Annotated in this window: 23 protein-coding genes; 16 read left to right on the top strand and 7 right to left on the bottom strand. The window is 40.2% G+C overall.

The features are described 5' to 3' along the window. Positions 1–116 precede the first annotated feature (116 nt). The 10 genes from FQ085_RS02125 to pepF all read left to right on the top strand — a co-directional run bounded on the left by FQ085_RS02125 (position 117) and on the right by pepF (position 12,091). On the top strand, positions 117–1,808 hold the full coding sequence (locus tag FQ085_RS02125; RefSeq protein ID WP_058384740.1) for a peptide ABC transporter substrate-binding protein: 1,692 nt from the start codon (positions 117–119) through the stop codon (positions 1,806–1,808). Positions 1,809–1,994: 186 nt separating this feature from the next. After that, entirely contained in the window at positions 1,995–2,930 is a 936-nt protein-coding gene (opp3b, locus tag FQ085_RS02120; protein WP_058384741.1) for an oligopeptide ABC transporter permease, read from the top strand. Next, on the top strand, positions 2,930–3,958 hold the full coding sequence (opp3C, locus tag FQ085_RS02115) for an oligopeptide ABC transporter permease (RefSeq protein WP_058384742.1): 1,029 nt from the start codon (positions 2,930–2,932) through the stop codon (positions 3,956–3,958). The genes opp3b and opp3C overlap by 1 nt, the downstream gene beginning before the upstream one ends. A 15-nt stretch (positions 3,959–3,973) precedes the next feature. Further along, positions 3,974–5,029, top strand: coding sequence for an ABC transporter ATP-binding protein (locus tag FQ085_RS02110; protein ID WP_058384743.1), 1,056 nt, complete (start codon positions 3,974–3,976; stop codon positions 5,027–5,029). Continuing rightward, positions 5,029–5,964, top strand: coding sequence for an ABC transporter ATP-binding protein (locus tag FQ085_RS02105; RefSeq protein ID WP_149455793.1), 936 nt, complete (start codon positions 5,029–5,031; stop codon positions 5,962–5,964). The genes FQ085_RS02110 and FQ085_RS02105 overlap by 1 nt, the downstream gene beginning before the upstream one ends. A gap of 219 nt (positions 5,965–6,183) precedes the next feature. Further along, positions 6,184–7,392, top strand: coding sequence for a putative glycoside hydrolase (locus FQ085_RS02100; protein ID WP_149455792.1), 1,209 nt, complete (start codon positions 6,184–6,186; stop codon positions 7,390–7,392). Positions 7,393–7,761: 369 nt separating this feature from the next. Beyond that, on the top strand, positions 7,762–8,157 hold the full coding sequence (gene spxA / locus FQ085_RS02095) for a transcriptional regulator SpxA (RefSeq protein ID WP_008429739.1): 396 nt from the start codon (positions 7,762–7,764) through the stop codon (positions 8,155–8,157). A gap of 244 nt (positions 8,158–8,401) precedes the next feature. After that, positions 8,402–9,058: an adaptor protein MecA gene (gene mecA, locus FQ085_RS02090; RefSeq protein WP_058384745.1), complete on the top strand. Its 657-nt coding sequence runs from the start codon at positions 8,402–8,404 to the stop codon at positions 9,056–9,058. A 72-nt stretch (positions 9,059–9,130) separates the two neighbouring features. After that, positions 9,131–10,237 carry a competence protein CoiA gene (locus FQ085_RS02085; protein ID WP_262499734.1) on the top strand — a complete coding sequence of 369 codons (1,107 nt, stop codon included), beginning with the start codon at positions 9,131–9,133 and terminating at the stop codon, positions 10,235–10,237. 45 nt (positions 10,238–10,282) lie between these two features. Next, positions 10,283–12,091: an oligoendopeptidase F gene (gene pepF, locus FQ085_RS02080; RefSeq protein ID WP_149455791.1), complete on the top strand. Its 1,809-nt coding sequence runs from the start codon at positions 10,283–10,285 to the stop codon at positions 12,089–12,091. A 453-nt stretch (positions 12,092–12,544) separates the two neighbouring features. Here the strand turns inward: pepF and FQ085_RS02075 are convergent, their stop codons facing one another. From FQ085_RS02075 to FQ085_RS02065, 3 genes are all read right to left on the bottom strand, one after another. Beyond that, entirely contained in the window at positions 12,545–13,342 is a 798-nt protein-coding gene (locus FQ085_RS02075) for a ClpXP adapter SpxH family protein (RefSeq protein ID WP_058384749.1), read from the bottom strand. Further along, on the bottom strand, positions 13,339–13,737 hold the full coding sequence (locus FQ085_RS02070; protein WP_149455790.1) for a globin domain-containing protein: 399 nt from the start codon (positions 13,735–13,737) through the stop codon (positions 13,339–13,341). The genes FQ085_RS02075 and FQ085_RS02070 overlap by 4 nt, the downstream gene beginning before the upstream one ends. A 101-nt stretch (positions 13,738–13,838) precedes the next feature. Then, positions 13,839–14,429 carry a CYTH domain-containing protein gene (locus FQ085_RS02065; RefSeq protein ID WP_149455789.1) on the bottom strand — a complete coding sequence of 197 codons (591 nt, stop codon included), beginning with the start codon at positions 14,427–14,429 and terminating at the stop codon, positions 13,839–13,841. Positions 14,430–14,540: 111 nt separating this feature from the next. On the opposite strand from FQ085_RS02065, the gene FQ085_RS02060 reads away from it, so the two are divergent. From FQ085_RS02060 to FQ085_RS02045, 4 genes are read left to right on the top strand one after another with little or no spacing between them, the layout of a single operon-like run. Next, a complete protein-coding gene (locus FQ085_RS02060) occupies positions 14,541–14,930 on the top strand; it encodes a UPF0738 family protein (RefSeq protein ID WP_149455788.1) in 390 nt (129 codons plus the stop codon). A 21-nt stretch (positions 14,931–14,951) separates the two neighbouring features. Then, on the top strand, positions 14,952–15,629 hold the full coding sequence (gene yjbM / locus FQ085_RS02055) for a GTP diphosphokinase (protein WP_058384753.1): 678 nt from the start codon (positions 14,952–14,954) through the stop codon (positions 15,627–15,629). Next, positions 15,626–16,432, top strand: a complete 807-nt coding sequence (locus FQ085_RS02050) for an NAD kinase (RefSeq protein ID WP_058384754.1) — start codon at positions 15,626–15,628, stop codon at positions 16,430–16,432. The genes yjbM and FQ085_RS02050 overlap by 4 nt, the downstream gene beginning before the upstream one ends. 5 nt (positions 16,433–16,437) lie before the next feature. Continuing rightward, positions 16,438–17,313, top strand: a complete 876-nt coding sequence (locus tag FQ085_RS02045; RefSeq protein ID WP_149456132.1) for an RluA family pseudouridine synthase — start codon at positions 16,438–16,440, stop codon at positions 17,311–17,313. On the opposite strand, the gene prpE is transcribed toward FQ085_RS02045, so the two are convergent. Next, on the bottom strand, positions 17,310–18,047 hold the full coding sequence (prpE, locus tag FQ085_RS02040) for a bis(5'-nucleosyl)-tetraphosphatase PrpE (RefSeq protein WP_058384755.1): 738 nt from the start codon (positions 18,045–18,047) through the stop codon (positions 17,310–17,312). The genes FQ085_RS02045 and prpE overlap by 4 nt on opposite strands. 99 nt (positions 18,048–18,146) lie before the next feature. On the opposite strand from prpE, the gene mgtE reads away from it, so the two are divergent. After that, positions 18,147–19,517 (top strand): magnesium transporter, encoded by a 1,371-nt coding sequence (mgtE, locus tag FQ085_RS02035; protein ID WP_149455787.1) that lies wholly within the window; start codon positions 18,147–18,149, stop codon positions 19,515–19,517. Between the two features lie 79 nt (positions 19,518–19,596). Next, positions 19,597–20,367, top strand: coding sequence for an enoyl-ACP reductase FabI (fabI, locus tag FQ085_RS02030; RefSeq protein ID WP_058384757.1), 771 nt, complete (start codon positions 19,597–19,599; stop codon positions 20,365–20,367). 52 nt (positions 20,368–20,419) lie between these two features. Here fabI and FQ085_RS02025 read toward each other — a convergent pair whose 3' ends face one another. The 3 genes from FQ085_RS02025 to FQ085_RS02015 all read right to left on the bottom strand — a co-directional run bounded on the left by FQ085_RS02025 (position 20,420) and on the right by FQ085_RS02015 (position 22,167). Further along, a complete protein-coding gene (locus tag FQ085_RS02025; RefSeq protein ID WP_058384758.1) occupies positions 20,420–20,851 on the bottom strand; it encodes a GNAT family N-acetyltransferase in 432 nt (143 codons plus the stop codon). Continuing rightward, positions 20,852–21,370 (bottom strand): YjcG family protein, encoded by a 519-nt coding sequence (locus FQ085_RS02020; RefSeq protein WP_058384759.1) that lies wholly within the window; start codon positions 21,368–21,370, stop codon positions 20,852–20,854. Between the two features lie 74 nt (positions 21,371–21,444). Next, positions 21,445–22,167 carry an alpha/beta hydrolase gene (locus FQ085_RS02015; protein ID WP_058384760.1) on the bottom strand — a complete coding sequence of 241 codons (723 nt, stop codon included), beginning with the start codon at positions 22,165–22,167 and terminating at the stop codon, positions 21,445–21,447. Between the last annotated feature and the right edge of the window lie 27 nt (positions 22,168–22,194).

Raw genomic sequence — 22,194 nt, 5'->3', positions numbered from 1 at the left:
GTAACGCAATTGTTACAAGAGTGTAAAAATTAGCAAAAAAGTTCTGTACAAGAAAAAATATGTATGTATAATTAAGAGTGTACCAAGTTTTCAGAAAATTCGAGGGGGTCAATTTAGTGAAAAACAGTAAGATTTTTTGGCTACTAAGCCTAGTTTTAGTTCTAAGTGCTTTTCTAGCAGCGTGTGGTGGCGGCGATGAAAAAGAAACTGGAACTGACAAACCAGATGACAAAGAGACAGCTGGGGAATTAGACTCAGAGCAAGTATTGAACTTAATGGAAAGCGCAGAAATTCCAACAATGGATCTTTCATTAGCTGAAGATGCAGTTGCGTTTAACATTTTCAACAATGTTAACGAAGGTCTATTCCGTTTAAATCAAGAAAGCGTAGCTGAACCAGCACTTGCGGATGGCGAGCCTGAAGTCAGCGAAGATGGACTAACTTATACATTTAAATTGCGTGACTCAAACTGGTCAGATGGAACACCTGTTACTGCTAAAGATTTTGTCTACTCTTGGCAACGTTCAATTGACCCTGCTACAGGATCTCCATACGGAGCATACATGATGGGCGGATCAATTTTAAATGCTACTGATATTGCTGAAGGAAAAATGGAACCAACTGAACTTGGAGTTACGGCTGTAGACGACAACACGCTTGAAGTAAAGCTTGAACGTCCAGTACCTTACTTTATGTCATTAATGTCTTTCCCAACTTTCTATCCACAGAACGAAGCTTTCGTAACTGAAAAAGGTGACGCTTACGCTTCTAACTCTGATAACTTGATCTTCAACGGACCATTCACATTGACTGATTGGGACGGAACTGGTTTAACTTGGAAAATGCAGAAAAACCCTGAATATTGGGATGCTGAAACAGTTAAACTTGAAACAATCAACTGGGACGTAGTAAAAGAACCTGCTACTTCAGTTAACCTTTACAACTCTGGTGAAAAAGATCGTGCTGCGTTGAGCGGTGAATTTGCAATGCAATACGCAAATGACGAAAACTTAGTAACTGATTTGGAACCAACTGTTTTCTACTTCAAACTGAACCAAGAACGTAAGGGCGAGAAAAATGCTCTTGCAAACGTAAATATCCGTAAAGCAATCGCGTCAGGCTTTAACAAGCAAGATCTAGTTGACGTAGTATTGGCTAACGGTTCACTACCAGCAACATTCTTAGTGCCAACTGAGTTTGCTTTTGATGAAAACAAAGCGGACTTCCGTGAAGTTAATGGCGACCTAATTGAATTCGATGCTGAAGAAGCTGCAAAACTTTGGGCTACTGGTCTTGAAGAATTAGGAGTGGAAGAAGTGACACTTGAAATCTTGGGTGGCGACACTGAAACTGCTAAAAACATGGACGCTTATTTGAAAAACCAACTTGAAACAAATCTTGAAGGGTTGACAATCAACCTTAAAGCAGTACCTTTTGGAGTTCGTTTAGAACTTGATGAAGCTCAGGACTATGACATTCAAACAGCTGGATGGGGACCAGATTATCAGGATCCTATGACATTCATCGACTTGTTCGTTACTGGATCTCCTCAAAACAAAATGGCTTACTCGAACCCTGAGTATGATGCTTTAGTTGAATCAGCTAAAGGCGAACTAGCAACAGACCCAGCTGCACGTTGGGAAGCAATGGCTAAAGCTGAAAAAATTCTTCTAGAAGATGATGCAGCTATCGCGCCACTTTACCAACGCGGAGCAATGGCTCTACAACAACCGTACGTAAATGACATTATTAAACACCCATTCGGTGGAGATTTCTCTTACAAATGGGCATACATTTCGGGCAAATAATAACTTAATCCCGCTACTGTGAAAACAAAATAGAAAGAGAGTATATCGTATTTTGGATCGGTATACTCTCTTTTCTAATGCTAAGTAATTGACGGAAAATTACCACTTTTCTGCTAAATCATGAATGCTGCAAATTCATTGTTTTTTGATGAATTTGTCAAATAGAATTATTTTTGGAGGTGCACCATGGCGAAGTATATTGGCAAGCGTTTAATTTATATGTTTCTCACATTAGCATTAATTGCTACATTCACTTTTTTCTTAATTAAGATTTTACCAGGTTCCCCTGTTGCTTCCGCAGATAAATTATCTCCAGAACAAAGGGCAGTTGTAGAGGCTAGATATGGTTTGGATAAACCACTCCCGGTTCAGTATTTTGACTATATGTTTGGTCTCGTACAAGGAGATCTAGGAATTTCTATCAACCAGTTTAAAGGAGCAGAAGTGACAGATGTCATTTTAAGTCGAATGGGTCCATCCGCTCAAATTGGTTTCCAAGGCATGCTGCTTGGCACCGTTTTAGGAATACTTTTGGGAATGGTTGCCGCTTTAAGACAAAACACTTGGGTTGATTACACCAGCACATTCATAGCGATTGTCGGAATATCAATTCCTTCTTTTGTTTTTGCTTCACTCTTGCAATATTGGTTCGGATTAAAATGGGGACTGTTCCCAGTGGCTTTGTGGAAAGATGGCTTTATGTCCAGCGTACTGCCTTCTGTCGCGTTAGCGATGTTCCCACTTGCTACAGCAGCACGTTTTATCCGGACAGAAATGATTGAAGTTCTTGGGTCGGATTATATTACATTAGCAAAAGCTAAAGGCGCAAGCGGATCAGAAATTGCATTTAAACATGCGTTTCGTAATGCGTTGATTCCATTGATTACGGTTTTAGGACCGATGGCTGTAGCTATTCTAACGGGGTCACTTGTTGTTGAACAAATTTTCGCAATTCCAGGTATCGGGGAGCAATTTGTTAAATCGATTATTGTCAGCGATTTCTCCATCATTATGGGAACTACTATTTTCTTCTCAGTATTCCTGATTGTGGTGATCCTATTGGTAGACATTTTGTATGGTGTCATTGACCCTCGTATCCGTCTTTCAGGAGGTAAAAATTAATGACTCAGAAAATTGATAAAATCCCAGAACTGCCGCAAGGTTCGTTTGAGCGGATTACATTAGATTCGAAGCAAGCTGAACGCATTACAAAACCAAGCGTTAGTTTTTGGCAAGATGCTTGGTACCGTATTCGGAAAAACAAAGGTGCTTTGTTCAGTCTAATTCTCTTTGGTTTGATTGCAATCATGGCCTTTTTAGGACCAGTGATTAGTCCTTATGAGCCTAATGCGCAAACGATTACTCATGCAAACTTACCGCCGAAAATTCCGGGTATAGAAAAATTAGGGATTTTAAATGGTGTTGGAACTTTGGGTGGCCAAAAAGTCGATCTGTATGAAATGAAAAATGTCGAAGTCAATTATTGGTTTGGTACAGATGGACTTGGCCGCGATATGTTTTCTCGTGTGTGGAAAGGGACTCAAGTGTCCTTGTTCATTGCTTTTGTAGCAGCAGCAATTGATATGTTAATTGGTGTAATCTACGGGGGTGTTTCAGGATACTTCGGCGGGCGTGTGGATGACTTCATGCAGCGGATTGTCGAAATCCTGACAGGTATTCCGAACTTAGTTGTTGTTATCTTGTTTATCTTAATTATGGACCCCGGAATACTGGCCATTATTATTGCCTTAACCATAACCGGATGGACCGGAATGTCCCGGGTCGTCCGTGGGCAAGTTCTTAAATATAAGAGTCAGGAATTTGTTTTGGCTGCCCGTACTTTAGGTGCCAGCGATAGTCGCATTATATGGAAGCATTTAATGCCAAACGTTTTGGGCGTAATTATTATCAATACAATGTTCACCATTCCAAGTGCTATTTTCTTTGAAGCTTTCTTAAGCTTTATCGGTCTAGGTCTTCAAGCACCAGATGCTTCGCTTGGTACATTAATCAATGATGGTTACGCGTTAATCCAATTTGCGCCGCATATTTTAGCATTCCCGGCCATCTTGCTGAGTTTGATTATGATTGCGTTTAACTTGATCGGTGATGGACTTCGTGATGCCCTCGATCCGAAGATGAAAGATTAAGGAGGAAAGTTTATAATGGAGAAAATTTTACAAGTAAAAGACCTTGAACTTTCCTTTAATACCCAAGGTGGGGAAGTTAAAGCGATACGTGGGGTCAACTTTGATTTATATAAAGGTGAAACTTTAGCAATCGTTGGAGAGTCGGGTTCAGGAAAATCTGTTACGACAAAATCCATTATGCGTTTGCTACCAGAACAATCAGCAGAATTTAAAAATGGTGAAATTTTGTTCGGAGGTCAAGATTTAACGAAATTGAGTGATCGCGAGATGCAGAAAATCCGTGGAAAAGAAATATCGATGATTTTCCAGGATCCAATGACTTCTTTAAATCCGACAATGCCAATTGGCCGTCAGTTAACAGAGCCTTTGTTAAAACATCAGAAAATTAGTAAGACAGAAGCAAAAAAAGTTGCGATCGACTTGTTGCGTTTGGTCGGCATGCCAAAACCTGAACTGCGGATGAAACAATATCCTCACCAATTCTCAGGTGGACAGCGCCAGCGGATCGTGATCGCCATTTCATTAGCTTGTAACCCGAAAATTTTGATCGCGGATGAGCCCACAACTGCACTGGATGTGACAATTCAAGCGCAAATATTAGAGTTAATGAAAGACTTACAAAAGAAAATTGATACTTCGATTATTTTCATTACACACGATCTTGGTGTCGTAGCCAACGTAGCCGATCGCGTAGCCGTTATGTACGGAGGGAAAATTGTTGAAATCGGCACAGTGGATGAAATTTTCTATAACCCGCAGCATCCATATACATGGGGCTTGTTGAGTTCAATGCCTTCACTCGATACAGAAGATGCAAAGCTGTATGCGATTCCAGGAACGCCTCCTGATTTGTTGGATCCACCAAAAGGAGATGCTTTTGCTCTTCGGAGCGAATATGCACTAAAAATCGATATGGAGCAAAATCCGCCATTCTTCAAAGTCAGTGATACGCACTCTGCTGCAACTTGGTTGTTGCATCCAGATGCGCCTCAGGTAGAACCGCCTTTGACCGTTATTGAACGCATGAAGAAATTCCCGGGAAGCAGATATTATGAAGGGGGCGCGGTATAATGGCTGAAAAGTTACTCGAAATTAAAAACCTAAAACAGTATTTCAATATCGGTAAAGCAAACGAAGTCCGCGCAGTAGATGACATTAGCTTTGATATTTACAAAGGCGAAACTTTAGGACTTGTTGGAGAGTCAGGCTGTGGAAAATCCACAACTGGACGTTCGATCATCCGTTTATATGATGCAACAGACGGTGATGTTTTCTACGAAGGTGAAAATGTTCATGGGAAAAAATCAAAACAAGATTTAAAGAAATTTAACCGTAAAATGCAAATGATTTTCCAAGACCCTTATGCTTCGTTAAACCAGCGTATGAAAGTTATGGATATTATTGCTGAAGGCATCGATATTCATGGCTTAGCAAAAAATGCAACAGAACGTAAAAAAATGGTTTATGACTTGTTGGAAACAGTAGGTTTGAACAAAGAGCACGCGAACCGATATCCGCATGAATTCTCAGGTGGACAGCGTCAGCGTCTTGGAATTGCCCGTGCTTTAGCGGTAGATCCTGATTTTATCATTGCCGATGAGCCTATTTCTGCACTAGACGTTTCAATTCAAGCGCAGGTTGTAAACTTACTGAAAGAACTTCAAGTTGAAAAAGGATTAACATTCTTATTCATCGCGCATGATTTATCAATGGTTAAATACATTTCAGATCGTATCGGTGTTATGTATTTTGGTAAATTAGTAGAGCTAGCTCCTGCTGAAGAGTTATACAAGAATCCATTGCATCCATACACGCAATCCTTGTTATCAGCGATTCCGTTGCCAGATCCAAACTATGAACGCAACCGGGTACGTAAATCATATGATCCTGCTGTACACGAATACACAAAAGCTGATGATGTTCGGATGAGAGAAATCAGTCCTGGCCACTTTGTTCAGTGTTCAGAGCGCGAACTTGAGTCTATAAAAGCAGCTGCAGTGAAGTAAAGAAAAACGATGTCCTTATGGGCATCGTTTTTTTAATTACTCTTTTCTTCATATATAACAACTCTATTCACCATTCTCGTAATTTCCTTATTTTATAAGTCAAATAAATGATAGAATGGAAGAACGATGGATAAAGAAAAACTTTAACGAGCAGACCGTTCTTTATCAGTACTCATCGTTAGTCGCCTTAATGCAATAATGGAAAAAGGAGTGCAGCAAATGATGAAAACGTGGAAATGGATGACCGTTTGTGCAGTGAGCATTAGTTTAGTAAGTATAGGAAATGTATATGCAGATGAAGAAGATAAAACGCCTAATTTTACACAGCGTGCCTATGAAACAGCTGAACTTGACTCTCAGGTATTGGCATCATCCAAACTATTCAAATTTGATTCTGGACTGGAGTTTACTTACCCAGATGCTGTACGAGGAATTTTTGTAACGGCCCATTCGGCTGGAGGAGAACGCTTTGATTCGCTAATTAATCTTGTGGATAAAACAGAATTAAACGCTATGGTTATTGATATAAAAGAAGACTTAGGCCACTTAACGTACATACCTGAAGAAGGTTCAGATTTGGCGAAACTGGATATGGGACAAGCCCTAATAAAAGATCCGCGAGCAATGCTAGAAAAATTAGAGAAAAAAGAGATCTATCCGATCGCCCGCGTCGTTGTATTTAAAGATACCGTCTTAGCTGAAAAAAGACCGGAACTAACATTTATGGACGGAGATCAAGTATGGAAAAATAACCGCGGAGAATCGTTTGTGAATCCATTTCTAAAAGAAGTATGGGATCATAATGTTCAAATTGCCATCGAAGCAGCAAAGCTTGGATTCAAAGAAATCCAATTCGACTATGTCCGCTTCCCAGAAGGTTTTGAGAACCGGGCGAATGACTTAACTTATTCACTCGGTGATTACGAAGATTCTGCTGCTGACCCTATACAAAGAAGAGTCGAGGCCGTGACAGACTTTGTGGCTTACGCTAAAGAACAATTACAACCTTATGGAGTAGAAGTATCAGTCGACATTTTCGGCTATGCGGCTACTTTGCCAGAAGCGCCAGGTATCGGTCAGAATTTTTCGAAGATCTCTGAAAATGTCGACGTGATTTCATCCATGATTTACCCGAGTCACTGGACCTCTTATTTTGGAATCGCAAAACCGGACTTAGAACCTTATCAACTAGTGACAGAATACGCGAAAGTAGAAAACCAAGTGCTAGCAAGCTTAGACAATGCACCTGTTTCAAGACCTTGGCTTCAAGACTTTACAGCGAGTTACTTAGGCGCTGGTAATTATAAGCGATACGGAAAAGTAGAAGTAGAGGCTCAGATCAAAGCACTCAATGATCAAGGAATAGAAGAGTTTCTGTTGTGGAACGCTGGAAATTCCTATTCCGAGGGGGTAGATTATACGCCTTAAAAATGTATTCAAGAAATAACTCATTAAATTAACTAGCTTAAAATGAAACCTTTTTCAGACTGAAACGTAATATATAAGTATGAAAGACATTTTCAAAAAGAAATGGTAAATGAGAATAAAATATTTTGATTTGGGAGTTTACGACAAAATGAAACAGGGTAAATTTAAGATATAACTTACAAAGTATAAAGAAAATATAGTCAAAATGTGACGAAATGCTTCTTTTTTAATTTATTTATTGAGATAGACTATTAAAATAGCTCCAATCGTTGTATAATGAATGTAGAGCCTCTAAACTATAATGATTCTAAATTGAAAAAAGAAATACACTAAAATTTTCATGAATCCGAAAGGAAGTGCTCCACTATGATGGTTACACTATTTACTTCTCCGAGCTGCACATCTTGCAGAAAAGCAAAAGCATGGCTTGAGGAACATGACATTCCATATACAGAACGCAATATTTTCTCTGAGCCACTAACTATTAGTGAAATTAAAGAAATCTTACGTATGACTGAAGACGGTACGGATGAAATCATCTCTACTCGTTCTAAAATATTCCAAAAATTAAATGTAGATGTTGAGAGTTTACCGCTTCAGCGTTTGTATGAGTTAATTCAGGAGCATCCTGGTTTGTTGCGTCGTCCGATTATTATGGATGAAAAACGCCTTCAAGTAGGATACAATGAAGATGAAATTCGTCGATTCCTACCACGTAAAGTCAGAGCTTATCAGTTGCTTGAAGCTCAGCGTATGGTGAACTAACAATAAATGCATTAGCTGCCCGGTCTTTATGGTATTTCATAAGAGATCTTCGGGCAGCTTTTCTTTATCCTAAATTAGTTGCATAAATCAGTTAAGTAGATTAAACTCTATGTACTTGCAACTGCCAGTAGAGATAGGCATAAACTTTTTCTTTATCTGCAATAGAAGTTATACTTATTAAAAGTAATACAGCACGGCTCTGAGGAATGTTCTCTTAGTCCAAACCGTAAAGGAGAGGTGTAAAATGGAAATAGAACGCATAAACGACAACACAGTTAAATTTTACATTTCCTATCTCGACGTTGAAGAGCGAGGGTTTAGCCGTGACGAAATCTGGTTTAACAGAGATAAAAGTGAAGAGCTTTTTTGGGAAATGATGGATGAAGTCAACGAAGAGGCCGATTTCGTAATGGAAGGTCCACTGTGGATCCAAGTCCAGGCTATGGACAAAGGTCTTGAAGTGACTGTGACACGCGCTCAATTAACTAAAGATGGGCAAAAACTCGACTTGCCTGATGATATAGAGGAACGTCGAAAAATGTTTGCAAGCGAAGATGCAGCTGCTCCAGAATTTGATGAATTCGAGCCAGTTTTTGAAGAACCTGATGTTAAGAAACTTGAATATACATTTGTCTTCTCAGAAGTGGAAGAATTGCTACCGATTGCAAGGCGCTTAATGTACGTGCCGATTGCATCAGCTATCTACCATTTCGACAACAAGTACTATCTTTATACAAATTTCGATGAAATTCTTCATTCACAAGAAGACATCAAAAATAATGTCAGTATCATTGCAGAGTATTTGCGTACTTCACCTGTCACAATTCACCGTCTTGAAGAATACGGTAAACCTATTTTTACAGAGGATGCACTTTCAAATGTGCTTCACTATTTCGGCTAAGATTTCCTGAGAAGGAGATCTTTTTTTTTGTTGCCAAACTCCTGTTAATTTCATAAACTGAATAAAAGGAGAGTGATTACTATATTAGTGGCCAAAACCAAGCGCCAGGAATTATTTTATTTAACCGGCAAGCATACACGACAAGAATTGCAGGAAATTCGTTTGCAAGAACAGTTTTATTGCCCCTCCTGTCAAGCCTCGCTGCTGTTGAAAATTGGACAAATTAATATTCCTCATTTTGCACACAAAACTCTTTCAGACTGCGACCATTCCGGCGAACCTGAATCCTCTTTACATCTTCATGGTAAACTTCTGCTTTATCACTTCTTCCAACAGTTAAAATTCAACGTTGAACTAGAACAATACTTACCCCCGATTCGCCAGCGTGCGGATCTTTTAGTCGATAGCCATTATGCTATTGAATTCCAATGTAGTTCAATACCTGTCTCGCAGCTTGTGCAACGCTCTAAAGGTTACCTAACAATCGGTATTCAGCCTATCTGGATTAAAGGCTTAAAAGAGCCTTGCCAAGAAGAAATTGGACTGCTTCGGATAAAATCAGACGAACTTGCAATGCGACAAAGTGCAGGTCAGGTTTCTTTTATTCTTTTGTTTTATCCGCCGAATAACCAATTTTATTATCAGTCTAATTTGTTTTATGTGGGTCCGAACCGGTGGGTAGGGAAAACTAAGTCACTTCAAGCGACTAAACAGATTTTTCCTTTCGCATTGCCGAAGTCGTTATCAAAAGAGGAATTCAAAGTGGTCATGGAAGTTTTTTACCAGGTGAAAAAGAAATATATCCGCAATCAGTTATATGCCGAAAATCGGATTAAAAATGTATTTTGTCGGCTGTGCTATGAATTGCGAGTAGATGTGATGAATGTTCCGAAATTAGTTGGAATTCCTTTATTGGGTGCAGACTGCATAAAGCAACCTGCTATACTGTGGCAATTACAAGTTGTAGTGGCTTACGATAAAGGCATTTCAATAGCGGCGTTGGTAGCTTCAGGGAAATTGACTTTAACCAATCCTGCACTAACACAACAAGCCGTGCTAATCATGGAAGATTATTTGTCTCTATATGTAGCTTTTAAAGACAAAAAACTGGAGAATGCCAATCTTTTGGATATCGTCTATGATATCTATTGCAAAAACTTGAGAAAATTGAGAAAATAAGGTGTAGTTCGATTCCCGAAAGAATGGAATAGAGGAGGAAATAGAATGGTTGAAAAAGTTCTGACAAGAGAAGAAGTTCCAACAGAATTGACATGGCGATTGGAAGATATATTTGCGAGTGATGAGCTTTGGGAAAAAGAGTTTGAAGAGGTTACTGCTCTTAGCGATAAAGCAGAATCGTATCAAGGAAAGCTACAACAAAGTGCAGAATCTCTTTATGAGGTGTTGGTTTATAAAGATGAGTTGACGGAGCGCTTGAGACGTCTTTATACTTACTCGCACATGCGTTACGATCAAGATACGACCAATTCAAAATACCAAGCACTAGACAGTCGAATCAAATCATTATTTGCAAAAGTATCAGCAGGTTTGTCATTTTTAACACCTGAAATTTTAGCTCTAGACGAATCGACTTTAAATGAATATGTCGCAAACCATGAAGGATTGAGTTTATACAAGCAAGCACTTAAAGAATTAAATTCGATGCGTCCTCATGTGTTACCGGCTGAACAAGAATCTTTAATGGCTCAAATGTCAGAAGTCGCCCAAGCGTCTTCCGAAACATTTGGCAGCTTAAACAATGCAGACCTTGAATTCCCAGTTATAGAAGATGAATCTGGCCAACAAGTTCAAATTACACACGGCAATTATATTCGGTTCTTAGAAAGTAGCGACCGCCGCGTACGTGAAGATGCTTTTAAAGCGGTTTACGCGACGTACGGCAAGTTCCGGAACACCTTTGCATCTACCTTATCAGGTAACATCAAACGCGATAATGTAAATGCGCGAATCCGTAAATTCGATTCAGCTCGCCAAGCGGCTTTAGCTGACGACCATATTCCAGAAGCGGTTTACGATAACTTGGTTGAAACGGTCAATGACAATCTTCACTTATTGCATCGCTATTCTGCTTTGCGTAAAGAAGTACTAGGACTCGACAAAGTTCATATGTGGGATCTGCATACACCACTCGTTCCAGAAGTGAAGATGGAAATGCCTTACGATAAAGCAACAGGCGTTATGCTAAAAGGGCTGGAAGCTCTAGGAGATGAGTATGTAGGAATTGTCAAAGAAGGCATCGATAACCGCTGGGTAGACGTGAAAGAAAACAAAGGCAAGCGCAGCGGAGCTTATTCATCAGGAGCATATGGAACCAATCCGTATATTTTGATGAACTGGCAAGATAATGTGAATAATTTGTTTACGCTGGCGCATGAATTTGGCCACAGTGTCCATAGTTATTATTCACGCAAAAATCAGCCTTATGTTTACGGGGATTATTCGATTTTTGTCGCAGAAGTGGCTTCTACAACAAACGAGGCTTTATTGAATGAATACATGGTCGATGCAACGGATGATGACCAGGAACGTATTTACTTATTGAATAATTGGCTTGATGGCTTCCGTGGCACTGTATTCCGTCAAACGATGTTTGCCGAGTTTGAACATATGATCCACAAAATGGACCAAGACCGTGAAGCATTGACTGCAGATCGCTTAACAGAAGTTTATTACGAGCTAAATCAAAAATATTATGGGCCTGACGTCGCGGCTGATGAAGAAATTGGGTTGGAGTGGGCACGCATTCCACACTTTTACTATAATTATTATGTTTTTCAATACGCCACTGGATTTAGTGCAGCTACAGCATTGAGCAAAGGCATTCTAGAAGAAGGGCAACCTGCAGTGGACCGCTATATCAATGAATTCCTCAAGGCAGGAAGCTCAGATTACCCAATAGAAGTGCTGAAAAAAGCCGGTGTTGACATGACCCAATCGAAAGCTGTTAAAGAAGCTTGCATGGTATTTGAAGAAAAATTAAACGAACTCGAAAAATTATTGCTGAATAAATAAAGCTTTAAAAAGAGGCAGCCCTCATGAGGTTGCTTCTTTTTAATATTATTTAAGAATAACAAGCGGGTGGATTGAAGATTTCATTGTGACTACAAATATGACAAGTTTGTGAAATCGCTTGTGAAATATTGATTTAACTATTATTCCATGATAAGATAATCTTGTGAAATAAATCACATACAAACATACACCCCTTTGTTTGAGCGTGAACATTTCTCCCATCCCCTTTGTGTAATATAGAAAGACGCCTTCCGGACGTGGAAGGCGTCTTTTACGTTTAATAGAAGGATGAATTTTTTATTTTATCCTAAAATTTGGTGATACTGTCCGATTTGAATGAAATACTGTCCAATTCAGCTCGAATACTGTCCAACTTACATAAATACTGTCGAATGTCGAAACGCATAATAAACGCTTAAAAAAATAACCTGTCTCCCAAAGTTGGGAGGCAGGTTATTTAACTTTCCATAACGTTTCTTTCGGCATGCAAATGCGTTCTAGTTTTTGTTGAAGTACTTGTTTTTTTAACTCACATTCTGCTGTTTGTTCAGAAATGTTGTATATAGAAGCAATTTCTCTAGTTGCCATTGTCGAATATTTAGTGAAAAGATCATCTAAAGAAGGTGGAGTTTGTCGATTTAAACTTTCTTCTCCCATCATCTCTTGTAAAATGGTTTGATAAACGTCATATGAATAAAGTCCAGATACTTTTACACCTTCATCTTCAATGCATTCATTGAAAAACACGATGCTTGGCACTTCGTTAATTTCCATTTCACGAGTAATCTTTAAATCGCATTGAAACGCTTTTGCGGTATGCACCGAATGAAAATCCAATTTAAATTCTTCTTGGTCTAGCTCGGCTTCTTCTGCAATCTCTAACAAAACGCTGTAAGAAGAAACGTCTTTTGACTGAAGAAAGAGGTGTTCTTGCAATTTGTGGAGAAATCGATTTCCTGAACGTTTTCCTTGAAGCTCTGCCGCTTTGATCGCAACGGAAGGTAACACGGGATGAGTCAAGTTGTCGGTCTCGATATTTGCTGAAAGTATTGTTTTGTTTAAGTTGAGTAATTGTGTACTTAGCACAATACGCATGGAAAAATAATGGCCATATTCAATTTGTAATTTTCGAATGACTCCTTGCATCTCCCAGCATTCTGGGTTGAGCGGATCCACAAAAACATACAGCTCCATTGGTTTAAAAGAACTCACAGGTTCATGAATTTCTTCGACCAAATCTAAGTTACTCACTCCAACTCCTCCTCACTATCAGACTCATTGACCATATGATGTGCCGTTAAAACAAGTCTGTTGTATAAGGTTTCACGGAACATTCCATTTAGCCCCACTTCATCCATCGCTTCGCTCATGCACTCTAACCAAGCTTGAGCTCGAGTAGGGGTGATGGCAAATGGGTTATGTCTTGCTCTTAGTCTCGGATGTCCATGTTCTTCTGAATAAAGATTCGGTCCACCTAAATATTGGGTTAAAAATTGTTTTTGTTTACGGGCGGTTTCTGAAAGGTCATTTGGGAAAATAGGCTGCAGCTTTGGATGTGCCGCTACGCGAGCATAAAATGCGTCGACTAGCTGTGATAATGTTTCCGCACCAATCTCTTCATACGGAATAATCGGTTTTCCAGTCATCATCGTGTCTCCTTTGCTTTAGCTGTCATTTCATTCTAACAACGGATCCCGAATATCTCAAACAAATCGACTGCAGAGCTGCCAGGATTTGGGGATTGAAACTAGTAATCAGTAGAACGTGCTGCAGCAGATTTCATGAAACGCGCAATTTTCTTATCTGCTGGACGTTGTTGAATGCCTTGTTGCTGCAAGAAATTCAAAAAGTTTTCCTGACCAGTTGCAGCATCGGAAACTTCGTATTCCAATTCGAAATCTTCTTGTCCATTGTATTCGGAATGGTCAAGTACCAATAAGCCTTGCAAGTATTCAAATTCCACACGATGGGTCGTTAAGGTGCCGATTGATGTTAACTTTTCTGTTAGCACCTCAAGTTTTAACAGTGCTTCGGCTACTTCTGTAGCTTCGAAAGACTGTGATTCAAGCATGCGACGTGCTTGTTCATTAGTCAATTGATCGGTAATTTCGTAATGTCCAACTGGGGCTGGAATTTTTAAGGTACATTCAAAGTGCTTGTTTTTATCGCGTATGCGCAATGCGCTAAGTTGCTGTTTTAATTGGAAATCAGCGGTATCAAAATAATGATTGTGTTGGGTGATGGGGCCACTATGAAAATCGGAATAATCTTTCAGTAAACGGGTATATTCTTCTTTTGTTAGCATGTTTTTAAATTCGATTTCAAGTTCTTTTGTCATGAAAAACACCTCTCTAGTAACTTCATTATCGGATAGTTGGATGCAAACTGCAACGAATGGCAGAGCTGTGTTAAAATATCATTATCAACAAGCTAGAAAGGAAGGTTCGATTTGCATAAATTAGTGGCAGTAAACAGGACCGAAATAACTGAAAAAAACATTGAGTTTATTATCGAAGAAATGGAACCGGCCGAAGCGCTTGAAGCATCCGGTCAAATGTTGACAGATTCTGATCATCAAGCGTTTGTCTATTTGTTGGACACAGGTACTGATTATATATATGTCCAATTTAAACTACATACATGGTCAGCGTTAACGCAAGCGTTACAACTGAAAAAAGTTCCGCTTCTGACGTGGGGTAAGCAAATTATGCCATTAGCAAATTTTCACGAAGAACTGTGGATGCTGGTGGAAAACATAGAAGGCAACGACAATTACGGGGAAGATTTCCGTACCGCTGTCGAGCAAGCATTTCATGAGGCACTTGCTTCACGAGCTTAAAAGAAGTAAGGGGGTCCGGTGATGGGGCAATGGAATCGATTTTTAGCACCATATAAACAAGCAGTAGACGAATTAAAAATTAAATTTAAAGGAATGCGGAGCCAATTTGAAAATGACAACACCAATTCGCCAATCGAATTTGTAACGGGACGTGTCAAACCGTTAGCAAGTATTTACGATAAGACTTTAGAAAAAGGGATTGCGTTTGAACCCTCTGAAAAGCTTGCGCATCAATTGCAGGATATCGCGGGTATTCGAATGATGTGTCAGTTTGTAGGGGATATTGAAACCGTAGTAGCTTTACTAAAACAACGTAAAGACTTGCGAATTGTAGAGGAAAAAGACTATATCTCAAACGAAAAGCAGAGCGGCTATCGATCGTACCACGTAATTGTAGAATATCCTGTTCAAACGATTAACGGCGAGGAACTGATTTTAGCAGAGATCCAAATCCGTACGCTGGCTATGAATTTTTGGGCTTCAATCGAGCATTCCTTGAATTATAAGTACAAAGGCGTTTTTCCAGAAGAAATAAAAAATCGGCTTCAACGAGCAGCAGAAGCCGCGTTCCAACTAGATGAGGAGATGTCCCAGATTCGGGATGAAATTCAAGAAGCCCAAGCTTATTTCACCGAGTTTAAGGAATCTCCCGGTACACATTTCCTGAGTGATAGAGAAGGAGGTCGAGCAGAACGATGAAATTTCATATCATATCGAGAACAGACAAATTATCCAATGACTTGATGAGGACCGCAAAAGACTATTTAGAGGATTTTGGCATGGAATGGAACGAGGAATCGCCAGACGTTGTTTTGTCTATCGGCGGAGATGGGACGTTGCTTCACGCTTTTCACAAATACAGCGAAAAGTTGTCAGAAGTCGCTTTTGTCGGAATACACACCGGTCATCTTGGCTTTTATGCCGATTGGAAACCGATTGAAATTGAAAAGCTTGTTTTGTCTATCGCGAAAAAAGAATATGAAGTAATCGAATATCCTTTACTTGAAGTCAGCATTCATTATCAGAACTTAGACGACCCCGCTGTTTATTTGGCTTTGAACGAGTCAACGGTAAAATCTCCTGATGTGACATTGGTAATGGATGTCTTTTTGAATGAAAGTCATTTCGAACGTTTTAGAGGAGATGGGTTGTGCATGTCGACCCCTTCAGGCAGTACAGCTTACAACAAAGCATTAGGCGGTGCCATCATCCATCCATCGCTGCAAGCAATGCAATTGACGGAGATGGCATCGATCAATAACCGTGTCTTCCGAACAGTCGGTTCCCCACTGGTGCTGCCTGGGCATCATAAATGTGCATTGCGCCCTGTTAAGGCCCCTGATTTTATGGTTACCGTCGATCACTTACAACTGCTCCACAAAGACGTTAAATCAATCGAGTATAAAGTGGCCAAGGAAAAAGTACGCTTTGCGAGATTCCGTGCATTTCCATTTTGGCAACGTGTCCACGACTCGTTTATCGACAGTGAGCTTTCAGATTGAATGCCATGAAACCTTTTCAATTGACGTATACCGCTGAAAATCCGGGATTGCTCCGAGACGCGCTAGGAGGATGGGGCATCTCCAAACGGACACTAGCTTCTGTTAAATACGGAGGTGGTCAAATTCTGGTGAATGGTGCAGAAGTAACGGTCAGGCATGCCTTAGAAAAAGGGGATGCTGTGACCGTTATTTTTCCGAATGAAGAACATGGCAAAGGCTTAAGCGCAGAAGACGGACCACTGGAAATTGTCTACGAAGATGAAGCGCTGCTAATTGTGGAAAAGCCGCCTATGCAAAATACGATTCCGTCCCGTGAGCATCCTATTGGCAGTTTAGCCAATATTGTTGCAAAGCATTTTAATGACCATGGCATTCCGTCTACTTTGCATATCGCAACTCGACTCGACCGTGACACTTCCGGACTTGTTTGCATCGCAAAAAATCGCCATATTCATCATATGATTTCATTGCAACAACAGGAAAAAAAGATGAAGCGGCGATATGAGGCGCTAGTTCATGGACTTTTAGAAAAAGAAAAATTTACGATAACAGCTCCGATTGGTCGAAAAAACGCCAGCATTATCGAGCGAGAAGTTCGGGAAGACGGTCAATTTGCGGAAACTGAAGTTTGTTTGCTTCAAAAGTTAGCAGGCTATTCGCATGTTTCTTTGCAATTAAATACGGGAAGAACCCATCAAATACGCGTTCATTTAGCGCATATTGGTCATCCCTTAGTTGGAGATGATTTGTATGGTGGCAAGAGAAATCTCATAAAGCGCCAAGCACTGCATTGTACAGAGTTGGAATTGATCCATCCAGTTACAGACGAAAGGCTGTTCTTCCATTCGTCATTAAATGGGGACATGCAGTCGTTGATTTAAGTGTAACGATAAAAGCGGTCTGGTTGATAAGGCTGTTCGGAAGAGACGGATACGATTTCTTTTTCAGGAAAACGGAAGGCTGTTAACGAACCCCCAAAAACACAGCCGGTATCAATATTGACGGTGTTGTTGATAAAATAAGGTTCTCTCGTCGGCGTATGACCATAAACGACCCATTTAGGACCTTTATAGGATTTGGCCCAGTCGCGGCGAACAGGGCGACCATCAGCGTGAAACTTTCCCGTAATATCGCCGTATAGTACAAAGACCGCGATGCCTCTACTCAGCGGCTTTCCAACCATTTCAGCCTTTAGTCCGGCGTGAGCAACGATTAAATCATGATCAAGTTGTTGGTAATGAGGCAACTGTTCATAAAACTCAAGATAGCGTTTGCGAAATTGCTGTTGTTCTTGTGGAGGCAGCATTTTCCATTCCGCCACGGTCATTTCTAAGCCGTGAGCAAGCTGGACATCATGTCCTTTGAAAAAGCGGAAAAGTTTATTGCAATGATTGCCAGGGGAATAGTAAAGAATACCCTCATCCTGTAAGGCGAATAATAAACGTAGAACTTCAAGTGATTCAGGACCGCGGTCCGTGGCATCTCCAACAAAAGCGAGTTGCCTGTTTTCAGGATGAATAAAGACATCTCGCTGTTTTTCGTACCCTAATCGATCAATGAGCTTTAGTAGCTCCTGGTAGCAGCCATGAATGTCACCAATTACATCAAATTTCATCGAACACACCTCTTTTTAAAAATTTACTATACATATGAGTGGTACAGCGTATAGACTACTATAGCAAGCATAGAAGATCTTCGAAAGGAGGGAGTATACATGATGGAAGAAAAAGTAGTACGCGATGAAGAATTAAACGAAGCATTGTTCACTGAATTACTTATACGCGGAGATGTTAAAGAATTCCGTGATGAGTTTTTATCCCACCATCCATACGACCAAGCAAGTTTTTACGAGAAGGCGGATTCGGGGACAAGGCAATTGCTGTATCAGTATCTCTCTCCTAAAGAGATGGCGGATTTGTTTGAAGCGATTGAATTAGATGATGATGATTACGAAGATCTATTTCTCGAGATGGATGCTCGTTATGCTTCTGATTTGTTGTCCTATATGTACACAGATGACGCGGTAGATATCTTAAACGAATTAAATAAAGAGCAGGTCGCCACTTATTTAACAATCATGGATAAAGAATCGGCGCAGCAAATTAAAGATCTACTGCATTACGAAGAGTATACGGCAGGTTCCATTATGACGACAGAATTTGTGGCTGTACCGAAAAATTCGACAGTACGTTCTGCGATGAATATTCTTCGTAATGCAGCACCTAATGCTGAAACCATCTATTATGTATTTGTCGTTGATGATGAGAAGAAGCTGTCAGGCATTGTCACGTTAAGGGATTTGATTCTTGCAGAAGAAGATACCCTGATTAGTGCTATTATGAACGAACGAGTGGTCAGTGTTTCGGTTAGCGAAGACCAAGAAGAAGTAGCGCGAATGATTAAGGATTATGACTTCCTGGCATTGCCGGTAGTCGATTTTCAACAGCATTTGCTAGGCATTATTACCGTTGACGATATTATTGATGTATTAGAAGAGGAAGCTTCAGACGATTATTCGAAACTCGCAGCTGTATCAGATATGGACACGTTTGACAAAAGTTCGTTGACTGCCGCTAAAAAACGGTTGCCTTGGCTGATTTTGTTAACATTTTTAGGTATGCTGACGGCCAATTTGATGGGCATGTTTGAAGCAACGCTGGACCAAGTGGCGTTATTAGCTGTTTTTATCCCACTTATTGCGGGTATGGCTGGTAACAGTGGCACACAAGCACTAGCTGTAGCAGTTCGAGGAATTGCGACAGGAGACATTGAAGAAGAAAGTAAAATGAAACTGTTATTTCGCGAAGCAGGTACGGGACTCATTACGGGCATTGTGTGCGGAGTCGTCGTTGTTGGCTTGGTTTACTTCTGGAAAGGTGAATTGTTAATCGGCATGCTCGTCGGAACTGCTGTTATGAGTTCTATTTTTGTCGCCACGTTAGCCGGTTCCTTTATCCCGTTATTAATTCATCGGATGAAGATTGATCCAGCTGTAGCATCAGGTCCTTTTATCACAACGTTAAACGATATTATTTCGATTTTAATTTATTTAGGCTTAGCTACCACTTTTTTGAGCCGCCTCTAGAAAAGTGCAAATTGCACTTTTCTTTTTTGTGATGTATTATTAGTACCAGGTAATAATAATCGACGCAGGAGGAATGGACATGTCAATATCATTACAAGGAAAGACTTTTGTCATTATGGGAGTAGCCAACAAGCGGAGCATTGCTTGGGGGATTGCACGTTCGTTAGATCAATCTGGAGCCAATCTAATTTTTACTTATGCAGGTGAACGTTTTGAAAAATCAGTACGGGATTTAGTCGCAACGTTGGATGGGAACCATGAATTGATTTTGCCATGCGATGTGACCAATGATGAAGCTGTTGCGACTTGTTTCACGACAATTAAAGAACAAGTTGGCACAATTCACGGATTAGCGCATTGTATCGCTTTTGCAAAAGGCGAAGAATTAGCAGGCGATTTTTCAGATACGTCGCGAGATGGCTTCTTGTTAGCACATAATATTAGCGCGTACTCGTTAACAAATATCGCGAAAAATGCAAAACCATTGATGGCTGAAGGCGGTAGTATCGTTGCACTAACTTATATCGGTGGCGAACGTGTAATGCCTAACTATAACGTCATGGGTGTTGCGAAAGCTTCTCTTGAAATGTCCGTGCGTTATTTAGCAGCAGACCTTGGCAAACACAATATTCGTGTGAATGCGATTTCTTCAGGTCCAATTCGTACGCTTTCTTCAAAAGGAGTCAGTGATTTCAACTCGATTTTGCACGAAATTGAAGAAAAAGCGCCATTACGTCGTAATACGACACCTGAAGAAGTGGGCGATACAGCGGCATTCCTTTTCAGTGATATGTCACGCGGAATTACAGGAGAAACTATTCATGTAGACAGCGGGTTCCATATTTTATAAGCAGCAAAAAAACAGATCAGCCGATTTACCGGTTGATCTGTTTTTATTATTCTTAGTTTAATGATTTTTCCATCGTTTTATGGGGAATATCTGCGTCCATAAATTCGTCTGATGTAATTTCATAGCCAAGCTTTTCATAAAAGGCAAGCGCATGAGTTTGTGCATTCAATTTAAGTCTGAAAATGCCATTTGTCTGAGCATAATCTTCCATTTCGTTCATCATCATGACGCCAATGTGCTGACCGCGATACTCGGAAAGTACGCATACGCGTTCAACTTTGCCAAGACCGGTTTCAACTTCACGGATACGCCCAGCAGCAATTGGCTGTTCAAGTTGATACGCGATAAAGTGAATGGCGCCATCGTCATGTTCATCCATTTCGATATGAAGGGGCACCTTTTGTTCTTCTACAAAAACTTTTCTGCGAATATCAAAAGCTTGTTCTTTTTCCATTTGGTTTTCAGCCATTTTAACTTTCAACACTTATTGATCATCTCCAGTTAAACGGAATGTCTCATAAACCGTCCACGATCCATCTTCTAATTGATAAAGCAGATGCACCCGGTCAATGATTTCTTCGTGATCAATGCCGGCCATTTTTAACTGACCGTAGACATCGGCATGTTCTGTATCAGACAATTTTTGCCCGATTGTGATATGCGGTATGAAAGAGTGTTTGGACGTGCCACCAAAGAAATCAGAATTTAAATCCTCATGTAGCCCTTTGATTTCAGCAGTCGGTTCTACTTTGAAATACAAAGTAGTGTTAACCGGAGAAAATGTGCTAACACGCGTAGCATGCAATTTAAATGGTTTATGGCGACTTGCAATATTCCGCATTTCTGCTGCCATTTCCTTAATCTGTGATGCATCCACCTCAAATGGATCTTTTAATGTCATGTGAGGAGTGATTAACTCATAATGCGGATCATATCTTTTCCGGTACGAATTGGCAATATCCTGTAATTTTTTTGAAGGAAAAGCTGCGACTCCATATTTCATCCTAATGACCTCCTTGTCTGTAATAACCATCTTATAAGTATGTTGCTCATGCTACTTTGGAGCATCATCAGCCTCTACATGCCGAAGTTCTGAATAAGTGCACGTCTTAAATCGGGCTGCCAATGCTTCCAAGTGTGGTCTCCTTCAAATTCTTCATAAAAGACCGAAAACCCTTTATTTTTCATTAAATTATTTAATTTTCGATTTGGTTCGAGAAAATCAGCAGTTTCTCCTGATCCCAATTTTACGGCTGTTTCTTCTTTTCCAATTACATGATAAACGGTAAACGAGTTTGCTGATTTAAAAGCTTCCACGGCCGTTAAGAGGTTTTCGCCAACTTTCGGTGACTGAAGAATTACGCGCCCAAAAATATTTGGGTATTTCAAAGCTGCCATTAGGGACACAGTCGCGGCTAACGAGTCACCAATCAAAGCGCGTCCCATACCCACTTGGTAAGTTGGGTACTTAGCATCTAAAAACGGTACCAGTTCGTGTGCTAAAAAGCGCAGGTAAGCGCCATGTTGCTCGCCAGTCGGCTCGTATTTTTTATTGCGATCAGCTACGCTTTTATACGGAACACCGACCACAATAATATTTTCTATTTCTCGATTTTCCAATAATTCATCCACAACTCGCGGAATTCTCCCCAGCTGAAAATAATCTTTGCCGTCAGAAGCAATAACGAGTGTGTATTTATACAAAGGTGAAAAATTGGAAGGGAGATAGACAAGCAGTTGCATATCTTCTTGAAGCTCTTTGCTGTAGATCGATAAATCTTCTACCTTTCCAGTAGTCATGTCTATGCCTCCTTTAGGGTTTTGTAA

This window comes from Planococcus sp. ANT_H30 (assembly GCF_008369335.1).
GTDB lineage: Bacteria > Bacillota > Bacilli > Bacillales_A > Planococcaceae > Planococcus > Planococcus kocurii.
Note: the sequence above shows the minus strand (reverse complement) of the source record. Positions and strands in the feature narration are given on the sequence as shown.